This is a genomic window from Pseudoalteromonas sp. ND6B (assembly GCF_000764215.1).
Taxonomy (GTDB): domain Bacteria; phylum Pseudomonadota; class Gammaproteobacteria; order Enterobacterales; family Alteromonadaceae; genus Pseudoalteromonas; species Pseudoalteromonas tetraodonis.
On record NZ_JQFL01000080.1, the window covers coordinates 148,332 to 171,106 of the forward strand.

Genomic DNA, 22,775 nt, shown 5'->3' on the forward strand with positions numbered 1-22,775 from the left:
CAACCATTCATTACATACCTGCAGATAAAGCGTATGACTTAAGTGACTTACCGAGAGTAATATATAAAACGATTGCTCAATTTAAGCTTTAAAAAACGATGGCTGCTAACAAGGCGTTTAAGGGTGAAATTTAAGCGCTTTGCTCTTGTTTTTAATTTATTCAGCACCATATCTTTAGGGTCTGTTTATCTGCAGTTTGAATCAAGTTTCGTTACATAACGCTATTTTTATGAGCGAGATCTCATTTTTCTGTTTTAAATGAAGATCTTTTTATTGAGGTAGTTTGATGTTTAGCAGAGTCTGGTATAGTAGCGCAGGTAATAAACAGTGCTTTTTAAGCAGCTTAATACAAAATTGCTAATTAATGTGTCCTAAAGGTTAATTTAAAGAATACATTAATTATCAATTGTAAAAAATGGGTTAGCCGATGCACGGCTAGCAAAAAAACACATTGTAACGGTTTTATCATGATATCTAATTTATTTACCAAGATTTTTGGTAGTCGCAATGACCGCACTATTAAAAACCTAAGAAAGACGGTCGCACTGATCAATGCACTTGAAACGCAGCTAGAAGCGCTTTCAGATGAAGATTTAAAAGCTAAAACAGCCGAGTTTAGAGAGCGTTACGATAACGGACAAAGCTTAGGCGATATTCTACCAGAAGCATTTGCAGTGGTACGTGAAGCATCAAAACGTGTAAACGGTATGCGTCATTTCGACGTGCAGTTATTAGGTGGTATGGTTTTACACCAAGGTCGTATCGCAGAAATGCGTACCGGTGAAGGTAAAACACTCACAGCGACACTGCCGGCTTATTTAAATGGTTTAACAGGTAAAGGTGTTCATGTCATTACCGTGAATGACTACTTGGCCAAACGTGATGCTGAAACCAATCGCCCATTATTTGAATTTTTAGGGTTAACCGTAGGCTGTAATGTTCCGGGCATGATGCCACAACAGAAAAAACAAGCTTATGCAGCTGACATCACTTACGGTACCAATAACGAATTTGGTTTTGATTACCTGCGTGACAACATGGCATTTAGTATTGATGAGCGCGTACAACGCCCATTATTTTATGCTGTAGTGGATGAAGTGGATTCAATCCTTATTGATGAAGCACGTACGCCACTGATTATTTCTGGTCCCGCTGAAGATAGCTCTGAGCTATACACTGAAATAAATACCATTGTTCCTTTACTTGAACTACAAGAAAAAGAAGATGAGGAAGGGATTGAAGGCGATGGCGATTTCACTATCGATGAAAAATCTAAGCAAGTTCATCTTACTGAGCGTGGGCAAATAAAAGTTGAAGAGCTACTTACAGAGCGCGGTCTAATTGAAGAAGGTGACTCACTGTACTCAGCAGCGAGCATCACGCTACTTAGTCACGTTTATGCAGCTCTTCGTGCGCATAAGCTTTACCAAAAAGATGTTGACTACGTTATTAAAGAAAACGAAGTTATCATTATTGATGAACACACGGGTCGTTCAATGGAAGGGCGTCGTTGGTCAGAAGGTTTACACCAAGCTGTAGAGGCAAAAGAAGGTGTGAAAATTCAAAACGAGAACCAAACATTAGCCTCTATTACGTTCCAAAATTACTTCCGCTTGTACGAAACGCTAGCAGGTATGACAGGCACAGCCGACACAGAAGCGTTTGAGTTTCAGTCTATCTACGGTTTAGACACTGTGGTTATGCCAACCAATAAACCAATGATCCGCGATGATCGCGCTGATTTAGTTTACTTAACTCAAGAAGAAAAGTACGAAGCGATTTTAGCAGACATTAAAGACTGTCAAGAACGTGGTCAGCCGGTACTTGTAGGTACTATCTCAATTGAAAGCTCTGAGTACTTATCGCAGTTTTTACGCAAAGAAAAAATTAAGCACAACGTACTTAATGCTAAATTCCACGCACAAGAAGCAGACATTGTTTCTGATGCGGGCTTACCAGGCACAGTCACCATTGCCACCAACATGGCCGGTCGTGGTACCGATATTGTACTTGGTGGTAATTGGAACAGCGAAGTTGAAAAACTTGAGAACCCAACTGACGAACAAATTGCTGAAATAAAAGCAGCATGGAAAATTCGCCATGATGCGGTAATTGATGCTGGCGGCTTACACATTATTGGTACTGAGCGTCATGAATCACGTCGTATTGATAACCAATTACGTGGTCGTTCTGGCCGTCAAGGTGATGCCGGTTCAAGCCGTTTCTACCTATCGATGGACGATGCGTTAATGCGTATTTTTGCTGGTGAGCGCATGACTAATATGATGCGTAAACTAGGTATGCAACGCGGCGAAGCGATTGAACATCCATGGGTTAACCGCGCAATCGAAAACGCTCAGCGTAAAGTAGAAGCACGTAACTTTGATGTGCGTAAACAGCTACTTGAGTACGATGATGTAGCAAACGACCAACGTCGTGTTGTTTACTCTCAACGTAATGAATTGCTTGAAGAAGGTGATATTTCAGAAACGATTACTGCTATCCGTGGTGATGTGCTCGCTGGTGTGATTGATCAATACATTGCTCCACAAAGCTTGGCTGAAATGTGGGATATACCAGGACTTGAAGAACGCTTAAAACAAGACTTCTTAATTGAGTTACCAATTACTCAGTGGTTAGCTGATGACAATAAACTGTACGAAGAAAAACTGCGTGAGCGTATTGAAGAAGCGGTTGAACAAGCTTACAAGCAAAAAGAAGAAATGGTTGGCGATTCTGTACTACGTCAGTTTGAAAAAGCCATTATGCTTCAAAGTCTTGACCAACATTGGAAAGACCATCTTGCTGCAATGGATCACTTACGCCAAGGTATTCACTTACGTGGTTATGCACAAAAGAATCCTAAGCAAGAATACAAACGTGAGTCGTTTGAATTGTTCTCTGAAATGCTAGAAAACTTAAAAGTCGATGTCGTCGGTATTTTAAGTAAAGTGCAAGTTCGCGCTGAAGAAGATGTTGAAAAAGTAGAAGAGCAACACCGTAAAAGTGAAAATGCCCCTCGCGAATATCAACATGAAGAAGCAGAGCACGTAGGTGGTGAAGCACCACAAAGCGCTCAGGTTATGGCGCGTAGCGAGCCTAAAGTGGGTCGTAACGATCCATGTCCATGTGGTTCAGGTCAAAAATACAAACAATGTTGTGGTAAATTAAAATAACACCACTTTGTTAAGTTAGATAAAAAGCGACGCTTGCGTCGCTTTTTTTATGCTATTTAAGGGAGAGATAATGACTAAAGTAATCATCAATGTTGCTGTGGGTGTAATTAAAAAAAATAACAATGTGTTTATTTGTAAACGTGCAGATGAACAGCACCAAGGCGGCTTATGGGAATTTCCAGGCGGAAAAATTGAAGCCGGAGAAAGTGTTTTTCAAGCACTGAAGCGCGAATTATTTGAAGAAGTAGGACTGACTATTCATAGCTCAAGCGAACTTGTCACTATAGAGCACGACTATGGCGATAAATGCGTACGACTTAATGTACACGTGGTCAGTAACTTTAATGGTCAAGCTCATGGCGCAGAAGGGCAACCAAGCGAATGGGTAAGTATAGACGAACTTGATAACTATGATTTTCCTGCAGCCAATGTCGAGATTATCAGCGCCATAAAAACGAAATATAGCTAGGGTCTGTTGACCTTTCAAGATTAAATTTGCAGCAGTCTGTTTGGTATTTAGGCAAGGCAGAGCCTATGTGGTGTGGTTATTCCCCATAAATAGGCGATAACGCAGCATCAATGCTAAACAGGCGCTGCCCTTCGGGTTCTGCCTAGGGGCGATTTACTCTTTGTTGCTCGGTTTTTACTTAGCCCACTAGGTTACAAACCTCGCGCCGCGATTAAACCGCCCCTAGTTTGAACAAATTTTAATCCGCAAAGGTCAACAGACCCTAGTTTTATCATCAGGTATAAAAGTAACTAAAAAGCCAGTGAGCATCATGCTCACTGGCTTTTTATTTTGCGATTGGTGAGGCTAACCGCTTAAGCTAATTTCAGCTTAAATTACCAAATTTTTACGCGATCTTCAGGCTTGATATACATTTTATCACCCTCTTTAACATCAAACGCTTGGTAAAATTCCGGCATGTTCGACAAAATACCAATCACGCGATAATGACTCGGTGAATGTGAATCGGTCATTAAACGATTGCGCAATGCTTCATCACGGTATTTACGACGCCAAATTTGCGACCAGCCCATAAAGAAGCGTTGGTCGCCCGTATAGCCTTCAATAATGGGCGCTTTAGAATCACCCAGCGATAATTGATACGCTTTATAAGCGACGGTTAAGCCGCCTAAATCACCAATGTTTTCACCCAGTGTCAGCTCACCATTAACGCTGGCATCTTCAAACGGTTTATATTGATTATACTGCGCAACTAAGGCAGCACTTCGCTCTTCAAACTGCTTAAGGTCTGACTCGCTCCACCAATTACGTAAATTGCCATCACCGTCGTATTTTGCACCTTGGTCATCAAAGCCATGGCCTAACTCATGGCCAATAACCGCACCAATAGCACCATAGTTAACCGCATCATCTGCTTCTAAATTAAAGAAAGGAGGCTGCAGAATCGCCGCAGGGAATACTATTTCGTTATTCACTGGGTTGTAGTAAGCATTCACTGTTTGTGGCGTCATATGCCACTCAGAGCGATCAACTGGCTTACCTAATTTAGCAACCATATCTGCATAAGCCCACTCACTGTAGCGAATATAGTTACCTACTAGTTCATCAGGATTAATTACTAAATCTGAATAATCTTTCCATTTATCTGGGTAACCAATTTTAGGCGTAAACTTATCCAGCTTTTCTTGCGCCGCAACTTTTGTTTCAGGGCTCATCCACTCAAGGTTTTCAATTGCCACTGAATAGCCTTTAATCACGTTATCAACTAATTCTTCCATGCGCGCTTTCGCTTCTGGCGGGAAGTTTTCTTTAACGTAGACTTTACCTAAAATTTCACCCAGTACACTGTTTGATGCATCAACGGCTTGCTTCCAAAGTGGCGCTTGCTCTTCAACACCGCGCAATGTGGTGCTGTAAAAATTAAATTTCAAATCCACTAAGTCTTTATTTAGCAACTGCGCGTAATTACTAACGAAATGGAATTTTAAGTAGTTTTGCCAAACCGATAAGTCTGTATTTTTGAAAATGTCTGCAAATTTTTCAAAGTAACTTGGTTGGCGCACAATCAACTCTTGAGCATCAACACCAACGGCTTCAAAGTAAGCACTTAAATCAAAATCTCCCATTAACGTGTTAGCTTCAGCTACTGACATTTTATTATATGATTTTGTTGCATCACGACTTTGTACCCGACTCCACTGTGCATCAGCAAGTGTCGTTTCAAGGGCAAGTATCGCTTTGGCTGCATCAGCGGCATTATTAACGCCAGCTTTAGCTAAAATATCGGTAATATAGGTTTGATATGCCGCGCGAATTTTTGTGAATTTTTCATCATCTTTTAAATAATAATCACGGTCAGGTAAACCAAGTCCCGCTTGATAGGCATAAAGCGCATTTTCACTTGAGTTTTTAGCATCATTATTAACATACCAGCCAAAAGGAAGATCTCCGCCTTTAACTTGTAGCTGTGCCATCAGTGTGACCAACGCGGCTTTATCTTTTACTGTATCAATGCTTTTAATAGCTGGCTCAAGTGGTAACATCCCTAACTCTTCACGAGCATTTTCTGCCATGTAGCTAGTATAAAATGCGCCGATCTTATATTCATCTGAACCTGGCTTTGCGCTGCTATTGGTACTGGCATTTTCTAGTACTGTTTTCATTGCTTTTTGCGATTCATCATATAACTGTGAGAACGACCCATAGTTTGATTTATCGCCAGGGATTTCAGTTTTTTCTAACCATTTACCGTTTACGTGGTAGTAAAAATCATCCTGTGCACGAACACTTTCATCGATATTTTGTAAATCAACACCTAAGGCACCAGGGGTTGCCACCGGTGCGGTTACTGTTGTTGCTTCTGCTTGCATTTCTTGTGGCTTTTCGCCGCAACCAACCAAACCTAACGCCAATGCAATACTGGCGGCAGTCATTGTTATTTTTTTCATAAGAATTCCGTATATTAATTAGAATAAATACGCATTTCATTAAGATTTGATAACTCAAAAAAACAACAATAGGATGCAGTCTATTATCTGCTTAATGAAATACGCATCAGCTACAACCTAATTTAGGAAGTACTAACTAGGCATCATAAACCTGATTTAAATAACAATAAAATCGAATATGTAACAAAGTATTTTAAAGCCAGCAAAACAAACCGAGCAAGGTGTTAAATGGTATTTAATTAAGGTTTATTTTTACCATGTAAAGCTAAGCGTTGAAGCTTTTCTTTTAATGACGGTGGAGCAGAATCGGCGATCGCATTTAAATAATCAGCCGTTTGTTTACTCATTTTAAGGGAGTTCGTTGGTTTGCCATCAGCCGCTTTAGGTCGGGTGCTTAATCGTTGAGTTGCCTGTGGATTGGCGGTAATTTTTATTTGCCCAAGCTCAGCCATACCCGCGGCTCTAAAATGCGATTGCATGTCCATTTTTAAATAATTAAGCCTAAGGGCAATAGGTGCAGAAACAGCTTCTATCATTAAGGTGCCGTCACGGTAATTACTTACTCGGCACTTTTCACCTAACTTAGGGCCTAAGAAATCGCGCAACAATTGTTGCTGTGTATCCAGTGCTTGGCTTTTTCCCGCATAGGCTGCTAAGCGGTTGTTCAGCCCAGCCATAATATCGGTTAACGGTTTTGGCGCATATCTATCTTTAGCCATATCACACCTTAAAAACATCAAAAGAAGGCTTGCTTAAATTAAACTTAATTTAAGCAAGCAAAGTGGGTTTATACCAATTCACTGAAATAAATATTATTGCGGATGGGTATTAAGCACCTGCTACTTGCATTTGTTCAATCAGTACTGAACCAGTCTGAATCCCGCCGCGACGTTCTATATCGCCACCTATAGCGGAAATACCTTTGAACATATCTTTTAAATTACCAGCAATCGTAATTTCGCTTACTGGGTATTGTATTTCCCCATTTTCAACCCAAAAACCAGCCGCACCGCGAGAGTAGTCACCGGTTACGGTATTCACGCCCTGCCCCATCAATTCTGTAACTAATAAGCCCGTACCCATGGTTTTTAATAATGCAGTTAAATCTTGATGCGTTTGTTCTACTAACCAATTATGAATACCGCCAGCGTGCCCTGTTGGGGTCATATTCATTTTACGTGCCGCATAGCTTGCTAATAAATACGTTTGTAACTCGCCACCGTGAATTATTTCTCTGTCGAGAGTTTTAACCCCTTCGCTATCAAATGGCGATGATGCTAAGCCTTTAAGTAAGTGCGGACGCTCTGAAATATTAACGGTTTTGCTAAATACCTGCGTGCCTAAGCTATCCAATAAAAAGCTGGATTTACGATACAGTGCGCCACCACCAATTGCTGATACCAAATGGCCAAACAATGAATTAGCAATATCGGCTCTAAAAATAACCGGCACTTTCATGGTGCCTAGTTTTTGGCTGTTTAGTTTTGCTAGGGTTTCTGCTGCAGCTTCAAGTCCAACACTTGCAGCATCTTTTAACCCCGCTTGATCGCGAGAAATCGTGTAGGCTGAGTCGCGCTGCATATGCTCGCCCTCTTTACCTATCACCATAGTGCTTATGCTGTGGCGAGTACGTGGAAAGCCTGCAATTAAACCATGGCTGTTACCATATACTCGCAAACCTTGATGCGATGAAAAGCTAGCGCCATCTGAATTCACTATTCGCTCATCGGCGTTTAATGCGGCTTGCTCTGCGGCATGACACAAATCAATCCCTTGCTCTGGGCTTACATCCCAAGGATGAAACAAGTCTAAATCTTTAGGGGCAAACTCAAGCAGTTCTTTATCAGCAATGCCATTACATGGATCGTCTGAAGTGAATTTAGCAATATCGATGGCTTTTTCGACCACAGCACGTAATGTTTTAGGATTTAAATCAGCCGTTGATGCCGAGCCTTTGTTATTGCCAACATACACGCTAATACCTAAACCACCGTCTTGATTAAACTCAATGGTTTCTACCTCCCCCATGCGCGTACTTACCGACAGCCCCGAAGTGCTAGACATAGCAGCTTCTGCAGCGGTAGCACCTAGTTTTTTAGCATGTTCAAGTACTTCTGATACAGCGTCTTTTACTTGAGAGATTTGCGAATAAATTGGATCTTGGTGTTGGCTTTTCATAAATTCTGTCCTGAGCCCTGAAGGCCATATTGCACACATTTTTTATATTTAAATGCTAACACACTCACTGCACCACATCAGCTAATATTAATCACTAAAAGAATCGCGTATAATAGATGAAGTTATTTTTATTTAAGAGCACCCCATGGCGAAGAAAAAAGGCAAGCCTGCTGAAATTGAAGAAGAAATTATATATGTATCAAAAAGTGAACTTAAGCGCGAAGCGCAAGAGTTTCATCAGTTAGGATCTGAAATTGCCAAAATGGGTAAAAAGCAGCGCGAACGCCTGCCGCTCAATGATGACTTAAAAGAAGCAATGGTGGTTGCTGATAAAATAAGTAATAAAAGTGATGCCTACCGCCGACATTTAAATTACATCGCAAAAACCCTTCGTACGGTAGAAAATATTGAAGAAATTAAAGCGATCATTGATGTCATGCTTAATAAAAATAACCAAGCTGAGGTTATGATCAAAAAAATTGAGCAACTGCGCAGTGATTTAATTGAACAAGGCGATGACTTAATCAACGAAACAATTGAACAATATCCAGCTCTTGAGCGCCAAAAAATGCGCCAAATGGTGCGTAATGCTGCCAAAGAAGTAAAAGCTGAAAAACCAGCGAGAAGCTACAAAGAGTTATTTCAGTACTTAAAAGACGCCATAATGTAACGCAGCCGCGTTATATATTAAAAAGGTGCTGCGGCACCTTTTTTTGTTGTAGATCAAAACCTCCTCCTCTTTGCTTTTTTACAATACGCAGCAACTTAAAAGATAAGGTGCGCGTGATGATTAAACTTCCTCAATGGGATCAAACTTTAATAAACAAATACAATGTATCGGGCCCGCGTTACACGTCTTACCCGACCGCGCTTTCGTTAGCTGATGGTTATCAGCAACAAGATTTGATTAGCGCTATTGAATCATCGCAAACCCGTTCGTTGTCTTTATATATTCATATTCCTTTTTGTAGTCAGCTTTGTTATTACTGTGGCTGTAATAAAGTCATTACTCGCCACCAATCTAAAGCCGATACCTACCTAGACTTTTTAGCTAAAGAAATTGCAGCACAAGCACCGCTGTTTCAAGATTATCGGGTTGAGCAATTACATTTGGGGGGGGGCACACCAACTTTTTTAACCGCAACGCAAATGACGCGCTTAGTAAAGCTGCTAGAGCAACACTTTAACTTTAGCGATACCTGCGAGCGCGGTATCGAAATCGACCCTCGCTCACTGGCTGACAATATGCTGGTTGATTTAAGCGAGTTGGGGTTTAATCGTGTGTCATTTGGTATTCAAGATTTTAATGATCAGGTTCAGCTGGCTGTTAATCGCCCTCAGCATGTTGATGAGGTAAAGCAATTAATTACCCAAGCAAAACAGTTGGGCTTTAAATCAATTAATGCTGATATGATTTATGGCCTGCCACTACAAACACCTGAGAGCTTTACGCAAACGATTGAGCAACTTATTGCCTTAAACCCTGACCGCGTTTCAGTATTTAACTACGCTCATTTACCGGAACGTTTTGCCGCCCAACGTAAAATTAAAGACGCCGATTTACCCAGTGCGCATAATAAGCTCACCATGTTTAAAAATACCCTAGAGCAAATGACGCAGGCGGGCTATCAATTTATAGGTATGGATCACTTTGCAAAAGTTGATAATGAGCTAGCCATTGCACAAAATACGAATCAGCTGCATCGTAATTTTCAAGGCTACACCACTCATGGCGAGTGCGACTTATTGGGCTTAGGTGTCTCGTCTATTTCACAAATAGGCACAGCGATATTACAAAATAAAAAAGAGTTAAAACATTATTATCAAGCAGTTGATGAGCAAGCAGGCAGTGCCATTAATAAAGGCATGCATTTAACCCAAGATGATCTTATTCGCGCCGATGCGATTAAGCAGCTTATTTGCCAGTTTGAGCTTGATATGAGCGTATTCGCTAACAGACATAAAATCAGCTTTAATGACTACTTTCAAGATGCTTTAGAGGCACTCGCACCATTAATTGCCGATGAAATGGTAACAATAGAAAACAACCTAATTAGCGTAACACCAAAAGGGAATTTATTTATTCGTATTATTTGTATGTGCTTTGATGCGCATTTACAAAAACAGATAAATGCCACTCGCTTCTCACGCGTTATATAATTTAAAACTAGCACGCATAAAAAAAAGCAGACCAAGGTCTGCTTTTTTTATATATGCCGTAAAATCTAAGCGCTAGTTAAAAACCACGTTTTCGCTGCCTTGGGCTGCTTTAAACTCAACAATAATTTTTTTACAGTCAGCTTCAATTTCATCACTCAGTGATTCTTCTGCGCGCCAGCGCGCCGTGTCTTGCTTAAAAATTTCTTTTTTAGCGTACTTTTTGCGCGAATCATGGGTTGGCATTTCTTTTACCACGTCGTACATTTTATAAATACCCGGGTATGCACTCGTTAGGTCGCGCTCAGTATCAAAACTATATTGCGACATAAGCACCCAAATACGTAAGCACCCCTCAGAGTAATCACATTGCTTTTCATTCATAGCACGTGCAATTAAATGAATACTATCGGCTAACTTCGCATTACGCTTTAAACGCGACTGTTTTAGCTTTTGCTGTTGCTCTGTCTGTTTTTTGCTAATTAGCTTTTTTTGCACATTTAGCTTATAGAGCAACTGACCCGCATAAAATGCCAAGCCCGCTATAATAGCAGCACCTACAACTAAGGCTAAGATCACTGCTGTACTCATTGCGTGTCCTTATTACTTATCTTCGTCGTCATCTAGCCATTCATTCGCTAGATCGTTTGATAGGTATTGATCAAAGTCTGAATTACTGTCTTCATCGCTGAAGTCATCTTCAAACTCTTCTTCATCTTCAATGCCTAATAATTTACAAAGCACTTGGTGACGCGCTATGCGGCTATTAAAGTATTTTGCATCTTTACCCGTTAGCATTTCACCTTGCTCATGACGCTCAACTAATTTAAGTAAGCGCTCATCATTTTCAAGGGCTTCTAACTCTTGTTCAGGCGTTAATTCTGGTTCAACAGCCTTTTTAAGCTCTGCTACAGGTTTAAGGTTACGTTTCATTTCGATTTTTGGTTCAGCAGCAGGTGCAACCAATGGCACTGCTTTTTTACTACCAACGCGTTTATCTTTAGCAGCCGAACCTGCTTTTTGAGTGTCATTACTCAATGCATCCGGTGCATTACGTGAACCAGGCTTAGCGCCCTTAGTTTTTTTAACACGTTGCTCTTTCAATGCGCGCATTTCTTTAAGCTTATCTTGACTTAAACGAACGGGACCATTTGATGGAATTTTACGTGACTTTTTCTTTCTACTCATATCTTGATCGTCTCACTTAAGAGGTTTTGAGCGAGGCGCAACTCAATGGGCATCGCGGTGCTGGCCTAGCCAGGAGAATTCAGTTTGGGCGTTTTGCGCGCCAAAGCACAGTTAAGGTGCTTTTTTTAAACGGGGGGTATTGTAACAGGACAAATAAAAAGGCGGTAGAGAAAACATCTCTACCGCCTACTAATCTGAGCGCCATTATATGGACACTTCTCCCTTCGACTTTTTAGTCTTTATTGTTTTTATTATTATTTTCTATCCGTATTTTTATTATTTATCTTCCGTGTAGCATTCCATTTTGTTTTTATTATTAAACTTCCATGAGTATTTTATTATTTTCGGTCTTCCTAACACTTTTTTGATATTTCCTTTGGTAGCACACTCTATGTGCTATTCAGTCGTGCCGCGCTACTATCCTTATAACGTTTTCCTATTTGTTATTGTTTTTGCGACAGGGGTTAATTTACTCGTTAATAATTTTGTTACAACTAATTTATATCTTTTTTCTTGTACTACATATGACAAAAAACACTAAAAAATATAAATTACAATAAGTTACATTAAAAAATAAAAATAAAATGAGATTTTTCTTACACCAAAGTATGGTCAATGTCTTACAAGAGAAGGAGCTTTATCGGTCACGGCAGGCACAAAAAAAGCAGCTAAAGCTGCCTTTTTCACTAATTAACATTATATTATGTTAACAACATCTAAATAAATACGACTTTAGTGTAGACCACCAAGGTATTTAGAGAGTGTTTCAATGTCTTTATCTGTTAGTTTCTTTGCAATGTCCTGCATAACACCATTTAGGTCGTTATTACGAACACCATCTCTGAACTGTTCAAGTTGTGACTTGATGTATTCTGGATGTTGGAAAGAAATCTTTGGGAATTTAGCAAGTGAAGAGCCATTACCACGTGGACCATGACAAGCCGCACATGATGGGATACCGCGCTCAGCATCACCTGCTTTATATAACATTGCGCCTGTTTCTTGAACATCTTTCGGTGTAGCACCTTCAGACATGTTCAAAGAAGCAAAGTAAGCAGCCAAGTCTTTCATATCTTGATCACTTAATGGCATTGCCATACCGCTCATTACTGGATTCATACGACCTTCTTTACCACCCGAAGTCATACCTAATTTAAATTCAGTAAGTTGCTTGTATATGTAATCTGCGTGTTGGCCTGCAATTTTTGGGTAGATGTTAACCGGCGCATTACCGTCTGGGCCGTGACAAGCCGCACACGTTGCTGATTTTTCTTTACCTGCGTTTACATCGCCATCAAATGCTGTTGCGTTGCTTGCTGACAACGCACCAAGCAATATAGTTAAAGATAGTGCTATTTTTTTCATGGTGAATTCTCTGTTTCCGACCCTGTATCATCTACAATATGGATGTTGTGATTTTTATATTCTACACGATATTAAATTCTCTGGCACGTTTTCTACACACATTAAACCTATAAATTATAGGGTTTTGAGTAAAATTAAACGCTAAGCCAGTTAAAATGTACTGTCAGCAATGATCTTACATGCTCAAATACACTTTTTAATAGCTACTTTATAGTATAAAATACGCGCCACGGGTGAATTTGGTTTACCCAATGTTATTTTTTTAAGTTTTAGGAGAGCCTGTGCTCAAATCTCGTATCAAGTATAACACTGCGTCTTTTGTTACAAGCGCGCCAGACATCACTAAATTACCTGCTGATACGGGAATTGAAGTCGCGTTTGCCGGTCGCTCTAATGCAGGTAAATCAAGTGCGCTAAATGCCCTAACCGATCAAAAGTTAGCACGAACCAGTAAAACACCCGGCCGTACTCAGCTGATCAACACCTTTGAACTTGCCGATGTAGATAATATGCGCCTAATTGACCTACCTGGCTATGGGTTTGCAAAAGTGCCGATTGAAATGAAAAAGAAATGGCAAAAATCGCTAGGCGAATATCTGCAAAAACGTCAAAGTTTAAAAGGTATTGTGGTATTAATGGATATTCGTCATCCATTAAAAGATTTAGACCGCGACTTAATTAATTGGGCTGTAGGCAGTGAAATTCCGGTATTGGCACTATTAACTAAAGCCGATAAGCTAAAGCAAGGTCCGCGTAAATCACAAGTTCTTAGCGTACGTCGTGAGTTAAGTGAATTAGATGGCGATATTACGGTTCATGCATTTTCATCACTTAAAGGCACCGGCTTACCAGAAGTCGCTAAAAAGCTAGATGAGTGGTATTTAGGCCCAATAGTGGCCGTTCCACCTGCTGATTTAGTAGCGCCAGATAGCGAATAATTACTGTAAGTAAAATTTCTGCTGTGCGGAGGTAATAAAATAGCCGAGCTCATCTGTTTCGGCTATTTCAGCCCACTGATAAAACACATTTCGCGCAACTCGCGCAAAGCAGCCGTAGGGTAACTGCATATAAGGCACAGCCGCACCTTTGTAGTCATTGATATAAAGTGACTCAGAACGACCTAATAGCCATGTGCGGTTTAAGTTATCAATACAACAAATAACGCTTCCCTCTGATGTCGGTTCACTATGCCAATTTACAATAATAAAAGGCGCATCCTTCACCTCAATCGCGATTTTTTCTACGGGTGTTTTTAAGTAAAACTGCCCATCTTCGTTGCATAATACACTGGCAAAAAGTTTCACCATTGATTGACGGGTAATTTCACTACCTGCGTAAAACCATTTACCTTGCTCATCAATCAATAATGGTAACTGCCCGCAGTGAGCGGGCTGCCATTGTTCAAAAGGTTTGCTTGGCTCGCTGAGTTGCTTGCTAAGCTCGTTAAGTGAAATCACTGTTTTTTAAATGTCAGTGCAAAAGTAACTGGCACGGCAGTAGCAATTGAAGGTAATCCGGCTAATTTTTGTAACTGCATTACCCCTTCGGTGATCTTAAAGTCATCACTGTTGATAATGATAGGAGTGAATGATGCCACACTTAAATCTCCATTGGCCGCACTGCTTACGAGTACATCAACAGCAAGTGGCTTTTTATGACCATGAAAGTCTAGCTCAGCGCTAATACCTTTTAATACGTACTGCCCTGGTTGCTTAATAAGTGACAACTTATCAGATAAGTCAGCGGTTAATACTGCGTTTGCAAACGTGTCAGACTCAAACAATATCTTACTTAAACGTTCGTTACGGATTGGGATAAAGGTTTCGGCTGAGGTTAAATCAACGTTTACGCTAAATTGACCCTGATCGCTCAGCTGCCCTGCTAACTGAGTAAAGTGACTTGCTTCAGCAATGCTATTTTTTTTAATTGATACAAAACTTAATTGGCTTTTATCGTTCAATAGTTGCCAGTTTGCCGATGCAGCACCTGAAACTAGTAAACATGATAAAGATAAACCTGCGATAGCTAACGTTTTAAACATAATGCACTCCTAAAATAAAAAGACTTATACCGGTAAAAATAATACTTTGATCAGCCCAGCTGAAAATCATTAGTTACTGTGTGGTAAATCGAAAATGCTAAGTAGACTGATGGTATCACTTGAAACGCTAAGTGCAATTAGAGAATAAATTTAACGCTTGGATGCAAGGCAATAAAAAAACGGCCCATCAAATATATGATAGGCCGATATAGCAAACTGGGGAGAAGCTATTAATACGTTGCATCTTACGATGCATCATCAACAGGATGTCCTACAGGATGAGGACGGGCGGCACTTTACCAAAAGCAAGTGTAAAAATACAAGCATATTATTGATAATCGTAGCGAATTGACGAACCTCTAACGATTTAATACAAACTGCTGTTTAATTTAACTTTTTTTTAACCTGCAAGATAAAGAAAAAGCGCCTAGCGGCGCTTTATGATTCTCTTTTTGGACTCTGTATTTGGCCTATATTAAAACCAGTACAGTAGCGCTAAATTAGTGTGCTTGTTCCCAGTTATCACCTTCGTCAGCTTCAACAATAAGTGGTACATCTAACTGCGCCGCTTGTGACATCAGCTCACAAATCTGTTTGGTATATTGCTCAGTACATTCTGTTTTAATCTCAAATACCAATTCATCGTGTACCTGCATGAGCAGCTTAACTGTATTAGGTGCTTGCTGATTAACCCAAGTATGCACGCTTAACATCGCTTTTTTAATAATATCAGCCGCAGTGCCTTGCATCGGCGCATTAATTGCTGCGCGCTCAGCGCCTTTGCGACGAGCACCATTACGCGCATTTATTTCTGGTAAATGTAAGCGACGGCCAAAAATTGTTTCTACATAGCCATTTTCGGCCGCTTTTTCACGCGTTGTTTCCATGTACTCTAAAACACCTGGAAAACGCTCAAAATATTTATCGATATAATGCTGCGCTTCATGGCGTGGTACATCAAGTTGACGTGCTAAGCCAAATGCCGACATGCCATAAATTAAGCCAAAGTTTACCGCTTTAGCTTTACGGCGCATATCTGATGTTACATCTTCAAGCTCAACCCCAAATACTTCAGCAGCCGTGGCACTGTGAACATCTAAGCCATTAGCAAATGCGCTTAGTAATCCCTTATCTTGCGAGAGATGCGCCATAATACGCAGTTCTATTTGGCTGTAATCGGCAGCCACAATTTTATATCCATCTGCGGCAATAAACGCTTCACGAATACGACGTCCTTCCTCTGAACGAATAGGAATATTTTGTAAATTAGGATCGCTTGAGCTTAATCGACCCGTTGCTGTTACCGCTTGGTGATAAGAAGTATGCACTCGCTGCGTGCGTTCATTGACTATCAAGGGTAACTTATCGGTGTAGGTTGATTTGAGCTTAGATAAACCACGATGCTCAATAATCACTTTAGGCAGCGGGTAATCGTGTGCTAACTCTTGCAGTACTTCTTCTGCTGTAGAAGGCGCGCCTTTGGGTGTTTTTTTGATAACGGGCAATTCGAGCTTTTCAAATAACAGCACCTGTAATTGCTTTGGCGAGCTTAAGTTAAACGGTTCGCCCGCGATTTCAAACGCTTCTTTTTCAAGCTCAAGTAATCGCTCACCTAAACGTTGGCTATGCGTGGCCAACATGTTGCTGTCGATAGCAACACCGGTGCGTTCAATATCAGAAATAACACTTACTAGTGGCATTTCTATATCTTCAAACACCGATTTTAGTTTTTCATCCGCTTCAAGTTTCGGCCATAACACTTGGTGCAAACGCAAAGTAATATCGGCATCTTCAGCGGCATAAGGCGCTGCTTTTTCAAGTTCTATTTGATTAAATGTAAGCTGCTTTTTACCTTTACCAGCAATATCTTCAAAGCTAATATTTTTGTGGCCTAAGTATTTAAGCGCCAACGAGTCCATATCATGACGGGTGCCTACGCTATTAAATACATAAGACTCCAGCATAGTGTCGAACTTAATACCATTTAATTCGTAGCCTGCATTGGCAAGCACGCTTTTATCGTATTTTAGATTTTGACCTACTTTAGCTTTATTTTCGTCTGCTAATATTGGCCCCAACTTTTGCATCACAAATTCAAGGCTTAACTGATCGGGCGCATCGGGGTAATCGTGTGCTATTGGTAAATAAGCCGCTTCCCCTGCTTTAACCGCAAAGCTCATACCGACCAATTGCGCTTTCATATACTCTAAACTGGTTGTTTCTGTATCAAAAGCAAGTAGCTCAGCTTCATTAAGCTGTTCTATTAATGTCTCAAATTGGGCCTCAGTTAAAATAGTTTCATAGTGCGCATCTTCAACTTTTGGCAGCTCATTCTCTTGCGTTGGTACTGCTAAATGTGTGTCGGCATCTTTTGGGTTGTCTAGCAATTCAGCTAGCCAACGACGAAACTCACATTCACCGTATAAGGCAATTAATTCGTCTTTATTCGGTGTTTGTAATTTAAAAGTATCAAGATCAGATTCAACCTCAACATCACATTTAATAGTGGCAAGCTCATAGCTTAACGGTAAATGATCAATCGCTTTTGCCAGTTTCTCGCCTATTTTACCTTTTATATCAGAAGCATTATCAATTACGCCCTGAAGCGATCCGTACTTTTGTAACCATTTAACTGCTGTTTTAGGTCCACAACCCTCAACGCCAGGAATATTATCTACTTTGTCGCCCATTAAAGCTAAATAATCGATAATAAGTTCAGGTCCAACACCAAACTTTTCAACCACAGTTTCGGGATCTGAAATACTGTCGGTCATGGTATTAATCAAGGTTACATGCTCATTGACCAACTGCGCCATATCTTTATCACCAGTCGATACCAGCACATGACGTTGTTGCTCAGAGGCAATCCGTGCAAAAGTACCGATTACGTCATCGGCTTCCACGCCCTCAATACTAATTAACGGAAAACCCATTGCTTTGATAATACTGTGCAGCGGCGCTATTTGAGTACGCAGATCATCAGGCATTGGCGGACGGTTCGCTTTATACTCACTGTACATATCATTTCTGAAGGTTTTACCTTTGGCGTCAAATACCACCACCATATGTGAGGGATCATATTGTTTGATCAAACTTTTAAGCATGTTTACCACGCCATAAATGGCACCGGTGGCCTCACCCTTAGAGTTCGTTAGATGTGGTGGTGAATGATAAGCACGAAACAAATATGAAGAGCCATCAACTAAAATAAGCGGGTTTTCGGGGATCTGAGCCATGGTAAAATTGGATCCTAAATACAAAAAAGTAATATGAGTGTAAGCATGCCATAAGGCAGTAAATAAAACGACTGTGAATTAATGTGAGTAATCGCGCTACATTTTTAGTAAGTTGTGGATAACTATGTAGATAACACCCACAGGCAATTCATCCGAAGCATCTTGAAATGCCTAGATTAATTTGTAATTTATTGTTTTGTTTAAAAAAAGATAATTCGAGGTTCTTTTTTATTATTTTTTTATTAATGTGGAAAAAGCATTTATACCGTCACTGGTTTTATAACCCACCTTAATTATTTACGTCCATTTAAATAACTGGATGAGCATTCTAGCATAATGGATCAAAGATCATAGCGATCCTTTATAATTTTTTTCATGGCTACTAATCACTAAATGGCATATAGCGCATAACAACGTGCTTTGCGCCTAAAAAACGAGCAAATAAATTTTTAAATCGGCTGATTCATCGTGTTAAACTTTATTTAAGAGACTTTAATGGAGCGAAATGATATGAAAAATATAGCTGTAATTTTAGCAGGTTGTGGTGTGTTTGATGGTAGTGAAATTAATGAGGTGGTACTGACTTTATTACACATTGAAAAAAATAATGCTCAGTATCAGTGCTTTGCACCTGATATAGAGCAGTACCACACCATTAATCACATCACTGGTGAAGAAATAGCACAGCCGCGAAATGTATTAGTTGAATCAGCTCGCATCACCCGTGGCAATATAAAGTCACTCGCTGAATTAGACGTTACACAATTTGATGCACTCATTATCCCTGGGGGCTTCGGGGTAGCTAAAAATCTATCTGACTTTGCTATTAATGGCACTAACGCTAAAGTAAACGAGGCAGTACTTAGCGCTTGTAAAGCGTTTGCGGATGCAAAAAAAGCCACGGGTTACATGTGTATTGCACCGGCTCTATTGCCTTTTATTTATCATAAACCTCAGCTTACTATTGGTAATGATAGCGACACAGCCGAGGCTCTTAGCACATTAGGCGCTGAACACGTAGAGTGTAAAGTGGATGATATTGTTATTGATAAAAGCAATAAACTCGTTACGACACCGGCCTATATGTTGGCACAGTCTATTATGGATGCAGATGCAGGAATCGATAAGTTAGTGCGTAACGTATTAGCTATGAGTTAGTCGTAAGGGCTTTGATCGCATTAAAGGCGTGATGATCCCGTTTTATAATTTAACTATGCGCTAAACCATGTAATTTTATTGAGTTAAGACAATCATTAGTCGTATTTCTAAATAAAATCGACTCTGAGCATTTTATAAATGACTTAGTGGAGTTATAATTGGTTTAAATTCCGTCATTTAAAATCGTGATTGATCACGTTCAAATTGAAGTGGGCAAGGCAAAATGAAAAAACTATCAGCTGCAGCATTACTTGTGCTAGCAACCACCGCATACGCACAGCCATATGATAACTCTATGACTGAAGATGCAATTAAAAAACGTTTAGCGCCTATCGGTGCTGTTTACCTTGAAGGTGAAAAAGTAGAGGTTGCTGCACCAACAGGGCCTCGTTCAGGCGAGCAAGTATATCAAGCGGCCTGTTTTGCTTGTCATGGTACAGGTGCTTTAGGCGCTCCTAAATCAGCTGACGATTGGGCTCCTCGTATTGCTAAAGGAAAAGATACCTTATTAGATCATGCAATCAACGGCTTCAATGCAATGCCGCCACGTGGTACATGTATGGATTGTTCTGATGATGAAATAAGCGCAGCAATCGACTTTATGACTGCTAAATAAAATCAGTCAGGCTAAAACTATAAATGAAAGGCTTACTCACAGTAAGCCTTTTTTGTTTCTAATTATCGATTTTTCGCAGCATAATTAAGATAAATATCTACTTGACGCAAAATGTTAAAAGTGGAACTATAATGATTAATAACTATACAAAAAATTATAACTGGTTAAACATCATTGGAAGATAAACTCATTGTACCGAGTAGCGTAGTGCGCCAAAATAAACGACTAAAAGCACTATTGAAAAAGTACAAACATGCCTACCACCTCCACAATGCCCTGATACAGCTATCAGAGCAAGCAAGTACTGTTGCCGAATTAACCTTACTTTACCCAGCTATTCATGACATTTTACAAAAGTATGTCCCGAGTAAAAGCTTTTATGTGGTGCTTGTTGAGCCGCAATCACAACAGTTGGAACTGTCTTATTTTTCTGATGAAAAAGATGGAATTTCTGTACCACTTAATCGGGAGAATAATTTTGAAGAAGGCGCAACGGGTTATGTGTTTAAGCAAGGAAAGACCACTTATTTCACTAAGCAACAAATGCATGATGCTGCACAGCAAGGCTTATTCAAAGCATTAGGTACACCTGCAGAACACTGGGTAGGCGTTCCAGTTTATCAAGAAAAAAATATTATTGGCGTATTAGCAGCGCAAAGTTACGACACTGAGCAAGGTTATAGTTCGCAACAAATAAACCTACTTGAAGCAATGTCACTTTATTTAGCGACAGCTATTGAACGCGTTAAGAAACGAGAGTTGCTCGAATCAGAAGTAAAACTAAGAACCCGTGCATTAACGCAAAGCAATGATGCTTTAAATGTTGAAATACAACAGCGAAAAAGCGCCCTGCAACGCCAGCAAATATTATTTAAAATTTCAGAGCTGACAACTCAAGCTAAAAACCTAGATGATGCTTATTTTCAAATACACGAAATAATAAAAACCATCACTTACGCAAAAAATCTTTATATTGCCTTGTATGATAAAGAAACGGGCTGGATTAGTTTTCCTTACAGTGTTGACGAATTTCAAGGCAGCACCCAACCAAGGCGCTTTGCAAAAGGGTACAGTGAGCTGGTGATCAGCACCGAAGAAACACAAATAATTCACCCGCAAAGAGCACAAGAGTTATTAGATAGTGGCATTGTAGAGCGTGAAAAACCAATTGATGAATCTAGAAGAGCCACCAGCTGGCTTGGCGCTCCGCTAAAAACATCGCAAGGAGTTATAGGTTTAATTGTTTGCCAAGCTTATAATAATGAACACCTTTTCACACAAGATGATGCAGAACTCATAACCTTTGTATCGCATCAAATTGCCACGGTATTACAAACAAAATTAGCCTCACAGGCGCTGAAAAAGAGCCACCAAGAGCTCGCTTCTCGAGTAAACGAAAAAACCAAAGAGCTAAGCCAAGCAAATTTGCATTTACAGATGCAAATTGATGAGCGTAAAAAAATAGAGCAGCAGCTGTATCACGATGCGCACCATGACTCATTAACAAGCTTGCCTAATCGTAATTTATTTTTAACGCAGCTAGAAAAAACGCTACAGTTTTACCAACGTCACCCTGATGAGCACTTTGCGGTACTGTTTATTGATCTTGATAAATTTAAAGATATAAACGACCAGCTTGGGCACCATGCCGGAGACGAATTTTTAATTAGCGTGGGTCAGTTGTTCTCTCAATGTATCCGTGAGCATGATTTATTAGCACGCTTAGGGGGAGATGAATTTGTAATTTTACTCACTCATTTAACCGAGCCAAACCAAGCTGAAGATGTTGCAAATCGAATCATCAACATCATGCGAAAACCTTTTTGTACAAAAGGTATTTGTGTGCAAAGCGGCGCGAGTATTGGTATCACTTATTCAAAACAAAGCTATAAACATACAGATGAAATTATTAGAGATGCTGATGCCGCAATGTATTACGCTAAAAACTCTGGTAAAAATCGCTTCGAATTATTTCACCCGTTACTCACAGAGCCAATGCTGCAACATGAGTCACAAACATTGCACCATCTTGATGTATTACCTATGACGTTTCGTAGCTCAGATATTATTTCTATGGATGAGCATTATCAATATGCCTCATTATTTGAAGCGTTTGGTGAACACCCTGTACTTGGCTTTACTAGTTTTGATATTTTAAAGAAATTTGCAAGTGATAAAGAACAGCATATAAAAGTAGAACTCCAACTGATTTTACAAGCGTATCAACAAGCGAAAGACTCTGAAATAAGCGTTGCTCTTCTGCCTTGCTCAAGTCTGCTTTTAGAAAAGCATGAGTTCTCTTTATTAACTGCTGCACTAAAGCAGCCATTAAACATTGATCCACTTTGTTTGTTGTTTGATGATCAAGAATTACGTTACGCCAGTGCGCTGCAACTAGAAAACTTAAAACAGCTTAAAGCGCTGGGCTACTCTATTGGTCTAAATAATTTCGCAAAGGATAAATGCGAGCTTAATTTAGTGACCGAGATAGAATTTGATTACTTACTATTAAGCTCCACTTTCAGTAAACGAATATTGCAGCAGGAATGCTATGACTTGCAGCTACAAGGTTTGCTGGCTATCACTAAACTTAAACACATTAAAGTGATTGCTAAAGGCCCGTCAATATTAAACTTCAGAGCCCTTTTAGATAAGCATGGCTTGAACTTGTTTGTTGCCAAACAGCACCCACTTAAAAGCGCGATACGTTCAACACTTATAAGCTCAGAATCAAAATAACGCTA

At 40.0% G+C, this 22,775-nt stretch carries 17 protein-coding genes; 8 read left to right on the forward strand and 9 right to left on the reverse strand.

The window, feature by feature from the left end:
- Nucleotides 1–467: 467 nt before the first annotated feature.
- Complete coding sequence (secA, locus tag ND6B_RS01280) at nt 468–3,176, forward strand: preprotein translocase subunit SecA (protein ID WP_013463887.1); 2,709 nt, start codon at nt 468–470, stop codon at nt 3,174–3,176.
- A gap of 70 nt (nt 3,177–3,246) precedes the next feature.
- Nucleotides 3,247–3,645: an 8-oxo-dGTP diphosphatase MutT gene (gene mutT, locus ND6B_RS01275; RefSeq protein WP_013463886.1), complete on the forward strand. Its 399-nt coding sequence runs from the start codon at nt 3,247–3,249 to the stop codon at nt 3,643–3,645.
- Nucleotides 3,646–4,019: 374 nt separating this feature from the next.
- Here the strand turns inward: mutT and ND6B_RS01270 are convergent, their stop codons facing one another.
- From ND6B_RS01270 to pmbA, 3 genes are all read right to left on the reverse strand, one after another.
- Entirely contained in the window at nt 4,020–6,092 is a 2,073-nt protein-coding gene (locus tag ND6B_RS01270) for a M13 family metallopeptidase (protein ID WP_033104310.1), read from the reverse strand.
- Nucleotides 6,093–6,331: 239 nt separating this feature from the next.
- Entirely contained in the window at nt 6,332–6,811 is a 480-nt protein-coding gene (locus ND6B_RS01265) for a DUF721 domain-containing protein (RefSeq protein WP_033104311.1), read from the reverse strand.
- Between the two features lie 109 nt (nt 6,812–6,920).
- Nucleotides 6,921–8,270, reverse strand: a complete 1,350-nt coding sequence (pmbA, locus tag ND6B_RS01260) for a metalloprotease PmbA (RefSeq protein WP_013463883.1) — start codon at nt 8,268–8,270, stop codon at nt 6,921–6,923.
- Nucleotides 8,271–8,415: 145 nt separating this feature from the next.
- On the opposite strand from pmbA, the gene yjgA reads away from it, so the two are divergent.
- A complete protein-coding gene (gene yjgA / locus ND6B_RS01255; protein ID WP_013463882.1) occupies nt 8,416–8,940 on the forward strand; it encodes a ribosome biogenesis factor YjgA in 525 nt (174 codons plus the stop codon).
- A 116-nt stretch (nt 8,941–9,056) separates the two neighbouring features.
- A complete protein-coding gene (gene hemN / locus ND6B_RS01250) occupies nt 9,057–10,430 on the forward strand; it encodes an oxygen-independent coproporphyrinogen III oxidase (RefSeq protein WP_033104312.1) in 1,374 nt (457 codons plus the stop codon).
- A gap of 72 nt (nt 10,431–10,502) precedes the next feature.
- Here hemN and ND6B_RS01245 read toward each other — a convergent pair whose 3' ends face one another.
- The 3 genes from ND6B_RS01245 to ND6B_RS01235 all read right to left on the reverse strand — a co-directional run bounded on the left by ND6B_RS01245 (nt 10,503) and on the right by ND6B_RS01235 (nt 12,980).
- The gene (locus ND6B_RS01245) at nt 10,503–11,018 is read right to left on the reverse strand and encodes a DUF2489 domain-containing protein (RefSeq protein WP_013463880.1); all 516 of its coding nucleotides are present in this window, start codon (nt 11,016–11,018) and stop codon (nt 10,503–10,505) included.
- A 12-nt stretch (nt 11,019–11,030) separates the two neighbouring features.
- The gene (gene yihI / locus ND6B_RS01240; RefSeq protein WP_013463879.1) at nt 11,031–11,615 is read right to left on the reverse strand and encodes a Der GTPase-activating protein YihI; all 585 of its coding nucleotides are present in this window, start codon (nt 11,613–11,615) and stop codon (nt 11,031–11,033) included.
- A gap of 732 nt (nt 11,616–12,347) precedes the next feature.
- Nucleotides 12,348–12,980 (reverse strand): c-type cytochrome, encoded by a 633-nt coding sequence (locus tag ND6B_RS01235; protein WP_013463877.1) that lies wholly within the window; start codon nt 12,978–12,980, stop codon nt 12,348–12,350.
- A gap of 281 nt (nt 12,981–13,261) precedes the next feature.
- Here ND6B_RS01235 and yihA point away from each other — a divergent pair, with 281 nt between their 5' ends.
- Nucleotides 13,262–13,918: a ribosome biogenesis GTP-binding protein YihA/YsxC gene (gene yihA / locus ND6B_RS01230; RefSeq protein WP_013463876.1), complete on the forward strand. Its 657-nt coding sequence runs from the start codon at nt 13,262–13,264 to the stop codon at nt 13,916–13,918.
- Here yihA and ND6B_RS01225 read toward each other — a convergent pair whose 3' ends face one another.
- From ND6B_RS01225 to polA, 3 genes are all read right to left on the reverse strand, one after another.
- Nucleotides 13,919–14,437: a DUF1285 domain-containing protein gene (locus ND6B_RS01225; RefSeq protein WP_024602130.1), complete on the reverse strand. Its 519-nt coding sequence runs from the start codon at nt 14,435–14,437 to the stop codon at nt 13,919–13,921.
- Nucleotides 14,434–15,021, reverse strand: a complete 588-nt coding sequence (locus ND6B_RS01220; protein ID WP_013463874.1) for a YceI family protein — start codon at nt 15,019–15,021, stop codon at nt 14,434–14,436. Before ND6B_RS01220 ends, ND6B_RS01225 begins: the two co-directional genes overlap by 4 nt.
- Before the next feature lie 500 nt (nt 15,022–15,521).
- Nucleotides 15,522–18,257 carry a DNA polymerase I gene (gene polA, locus ND6B_RS01215; RefSeq protein ID WP_033104313.1) on the reverse strand — a complete coding sequence of 912 codons (2,736 nt, stop codon included), beginning with the start codon at nt 18,255–18,257 and terminating at the stop codon, nt 15,522–15,524.
- 510 nt (nt 18,258–18,767) lie between these two features.
- On the opposite strand from polA, the gene elbB reads away from it, so the two are divergent.
- From elbB to ND6B_RS01200, 3 genes are all read left to right on the forward strand, one after another.
- On the forward strand, nt 18,768–19,415 hold the full coding sequence (gene elbB, locus ND6B_RS01210; RefSeq protein ID WP_171040101.1) for an isoprenoid biosynthesis glyoxalase ElbB: 648 nt from the start codon (nt 18,768–18,770) through the stop codon (nt 19,413–19,415).
- Between the two features lie 223 nt (nt 19,416–19,638).
- The gene (locus ND6B_RS01205; RefSeq protein WP_024602126.1) at nt 19,639–20,031 is read left to right on the forward strand and encodes a c-type cytochrome; all 393 of its coding nucleotides are present in this window, start codon (nt 19,639–19,641) and stop codon (nt 20,029–20,031) included.
- A 174-nt stretch (nt 20,032–20,205) separates the two neighbouring features.
- A complete protein-coding gene (locus ND6B_RS01200) occupies nt 20,206–22,770 on the forward strand; it encodes a bifunctional diguanylate cyclase/phosphodiesterase (protein WP_013463870.1) in 2,565 nt (854 codons plus the stop codon).
- Nucleotides 22,771–22,775: the final 5 nt, after the last annotated feature.

Excerpts from the sequence above, each read along its gene's own strand:
- secA (WP_013463887.1), top strand. The coding sequence starts at position 468 with ATGATATCTAATTTATTTACCAAGATTTTTGGTAGTCGCAATGACCGC.
- mutT (WP_013463886.1), top strand. The coding sequence starts at position 3,247 with ATGACTAAAGTAATCATCAATGTTGCTGTGGGTGTAATTAAAAAAAAT.
- ND6B_RS01270 (WP_033104310.1), bottom strand. The coding sequence starts at position 6,092 with ATGAAAAAAATAACAATGACTGCCGCCAGTATTGCATTGGCGTTAGGT.
- ND6B_RS01265 (WP_033104311.1), bottom strand. The coding sequence starts at position 6,811 with ATGGCTAAAGATAGATATGCGCCAAAACCGTTAACCGATATTATGGCT.
- pmbA (WP_013463883.1), bottom strand. The coding sequence starts at position 8,270 with ATGAAAAGCCAACACCAAGATCCAATTTATTCGCAAATCTCTCAAGTA.
- yjgA (WP_013463882.1), top strand. The coding sequence starts at position 8,416 with ATGGCGAAGAAAAAAGGCAAGCCTGCTGAAATTGAAGAAGAAATTATA.
- hemN (WP_033104312.1), top strand. The coding sequence starts at position 9,057 with ATGATTAAACTTCCTCAATGGGATCAAACTTTAATAAACAAATACAAT.
- ND6B_RS01245 (WP_013463880.1), bottom strand. The coding sequence starts at position 11,018 with ATGAGTACAGCAGTGATCTTAGCCTTAGTTGTAGGTGCTGCTATTATA.
- yihI (WP_013463879.1), bottom strand. The coding sequence starts at position 11,615 with ATGAGTAGAAAGAAAAAGTCACGTAAAATTCCATCAAATGGTCCCGTT.
- ND6B_RS01235 (WP_013463877.1), bottom strand. The coding sequence starts at position 12,980 with ATGAAAAAAATAGCACTATCTTTAACTATATTGCTTGGTGCGTTGTCA.
- ND6B_RS01220 (WP_013463874.1), bottom strand. The coding sequence starts at position 15,021 with ATGTTTAAAACGTTAGCTATCGCAGGTTTATCTTTATCATGTTTACTA.
- polA (WP_033104313.1), bottom strand. The coding sequence starts at position 18,257 with ATGGCTCAGATCCCCGAAAACCCGCTTATTTTAGTTGATGGCTCTTCA.
- elbB (WP_171040101.1), top strand. The coding sequence starts at position 18,768 with ATGAAAAATATAGCTGTAATTTTAGCAGGTTGTGGTGTGTTTGATGGT.
- ND6B_RS01205 (WP_024602126.1), top strand. The coding sequence starts at position 19,639 with ATGAAAAAACTATCAGCTGCAGCATTACTTGTGCTAGCAACCACCGCA.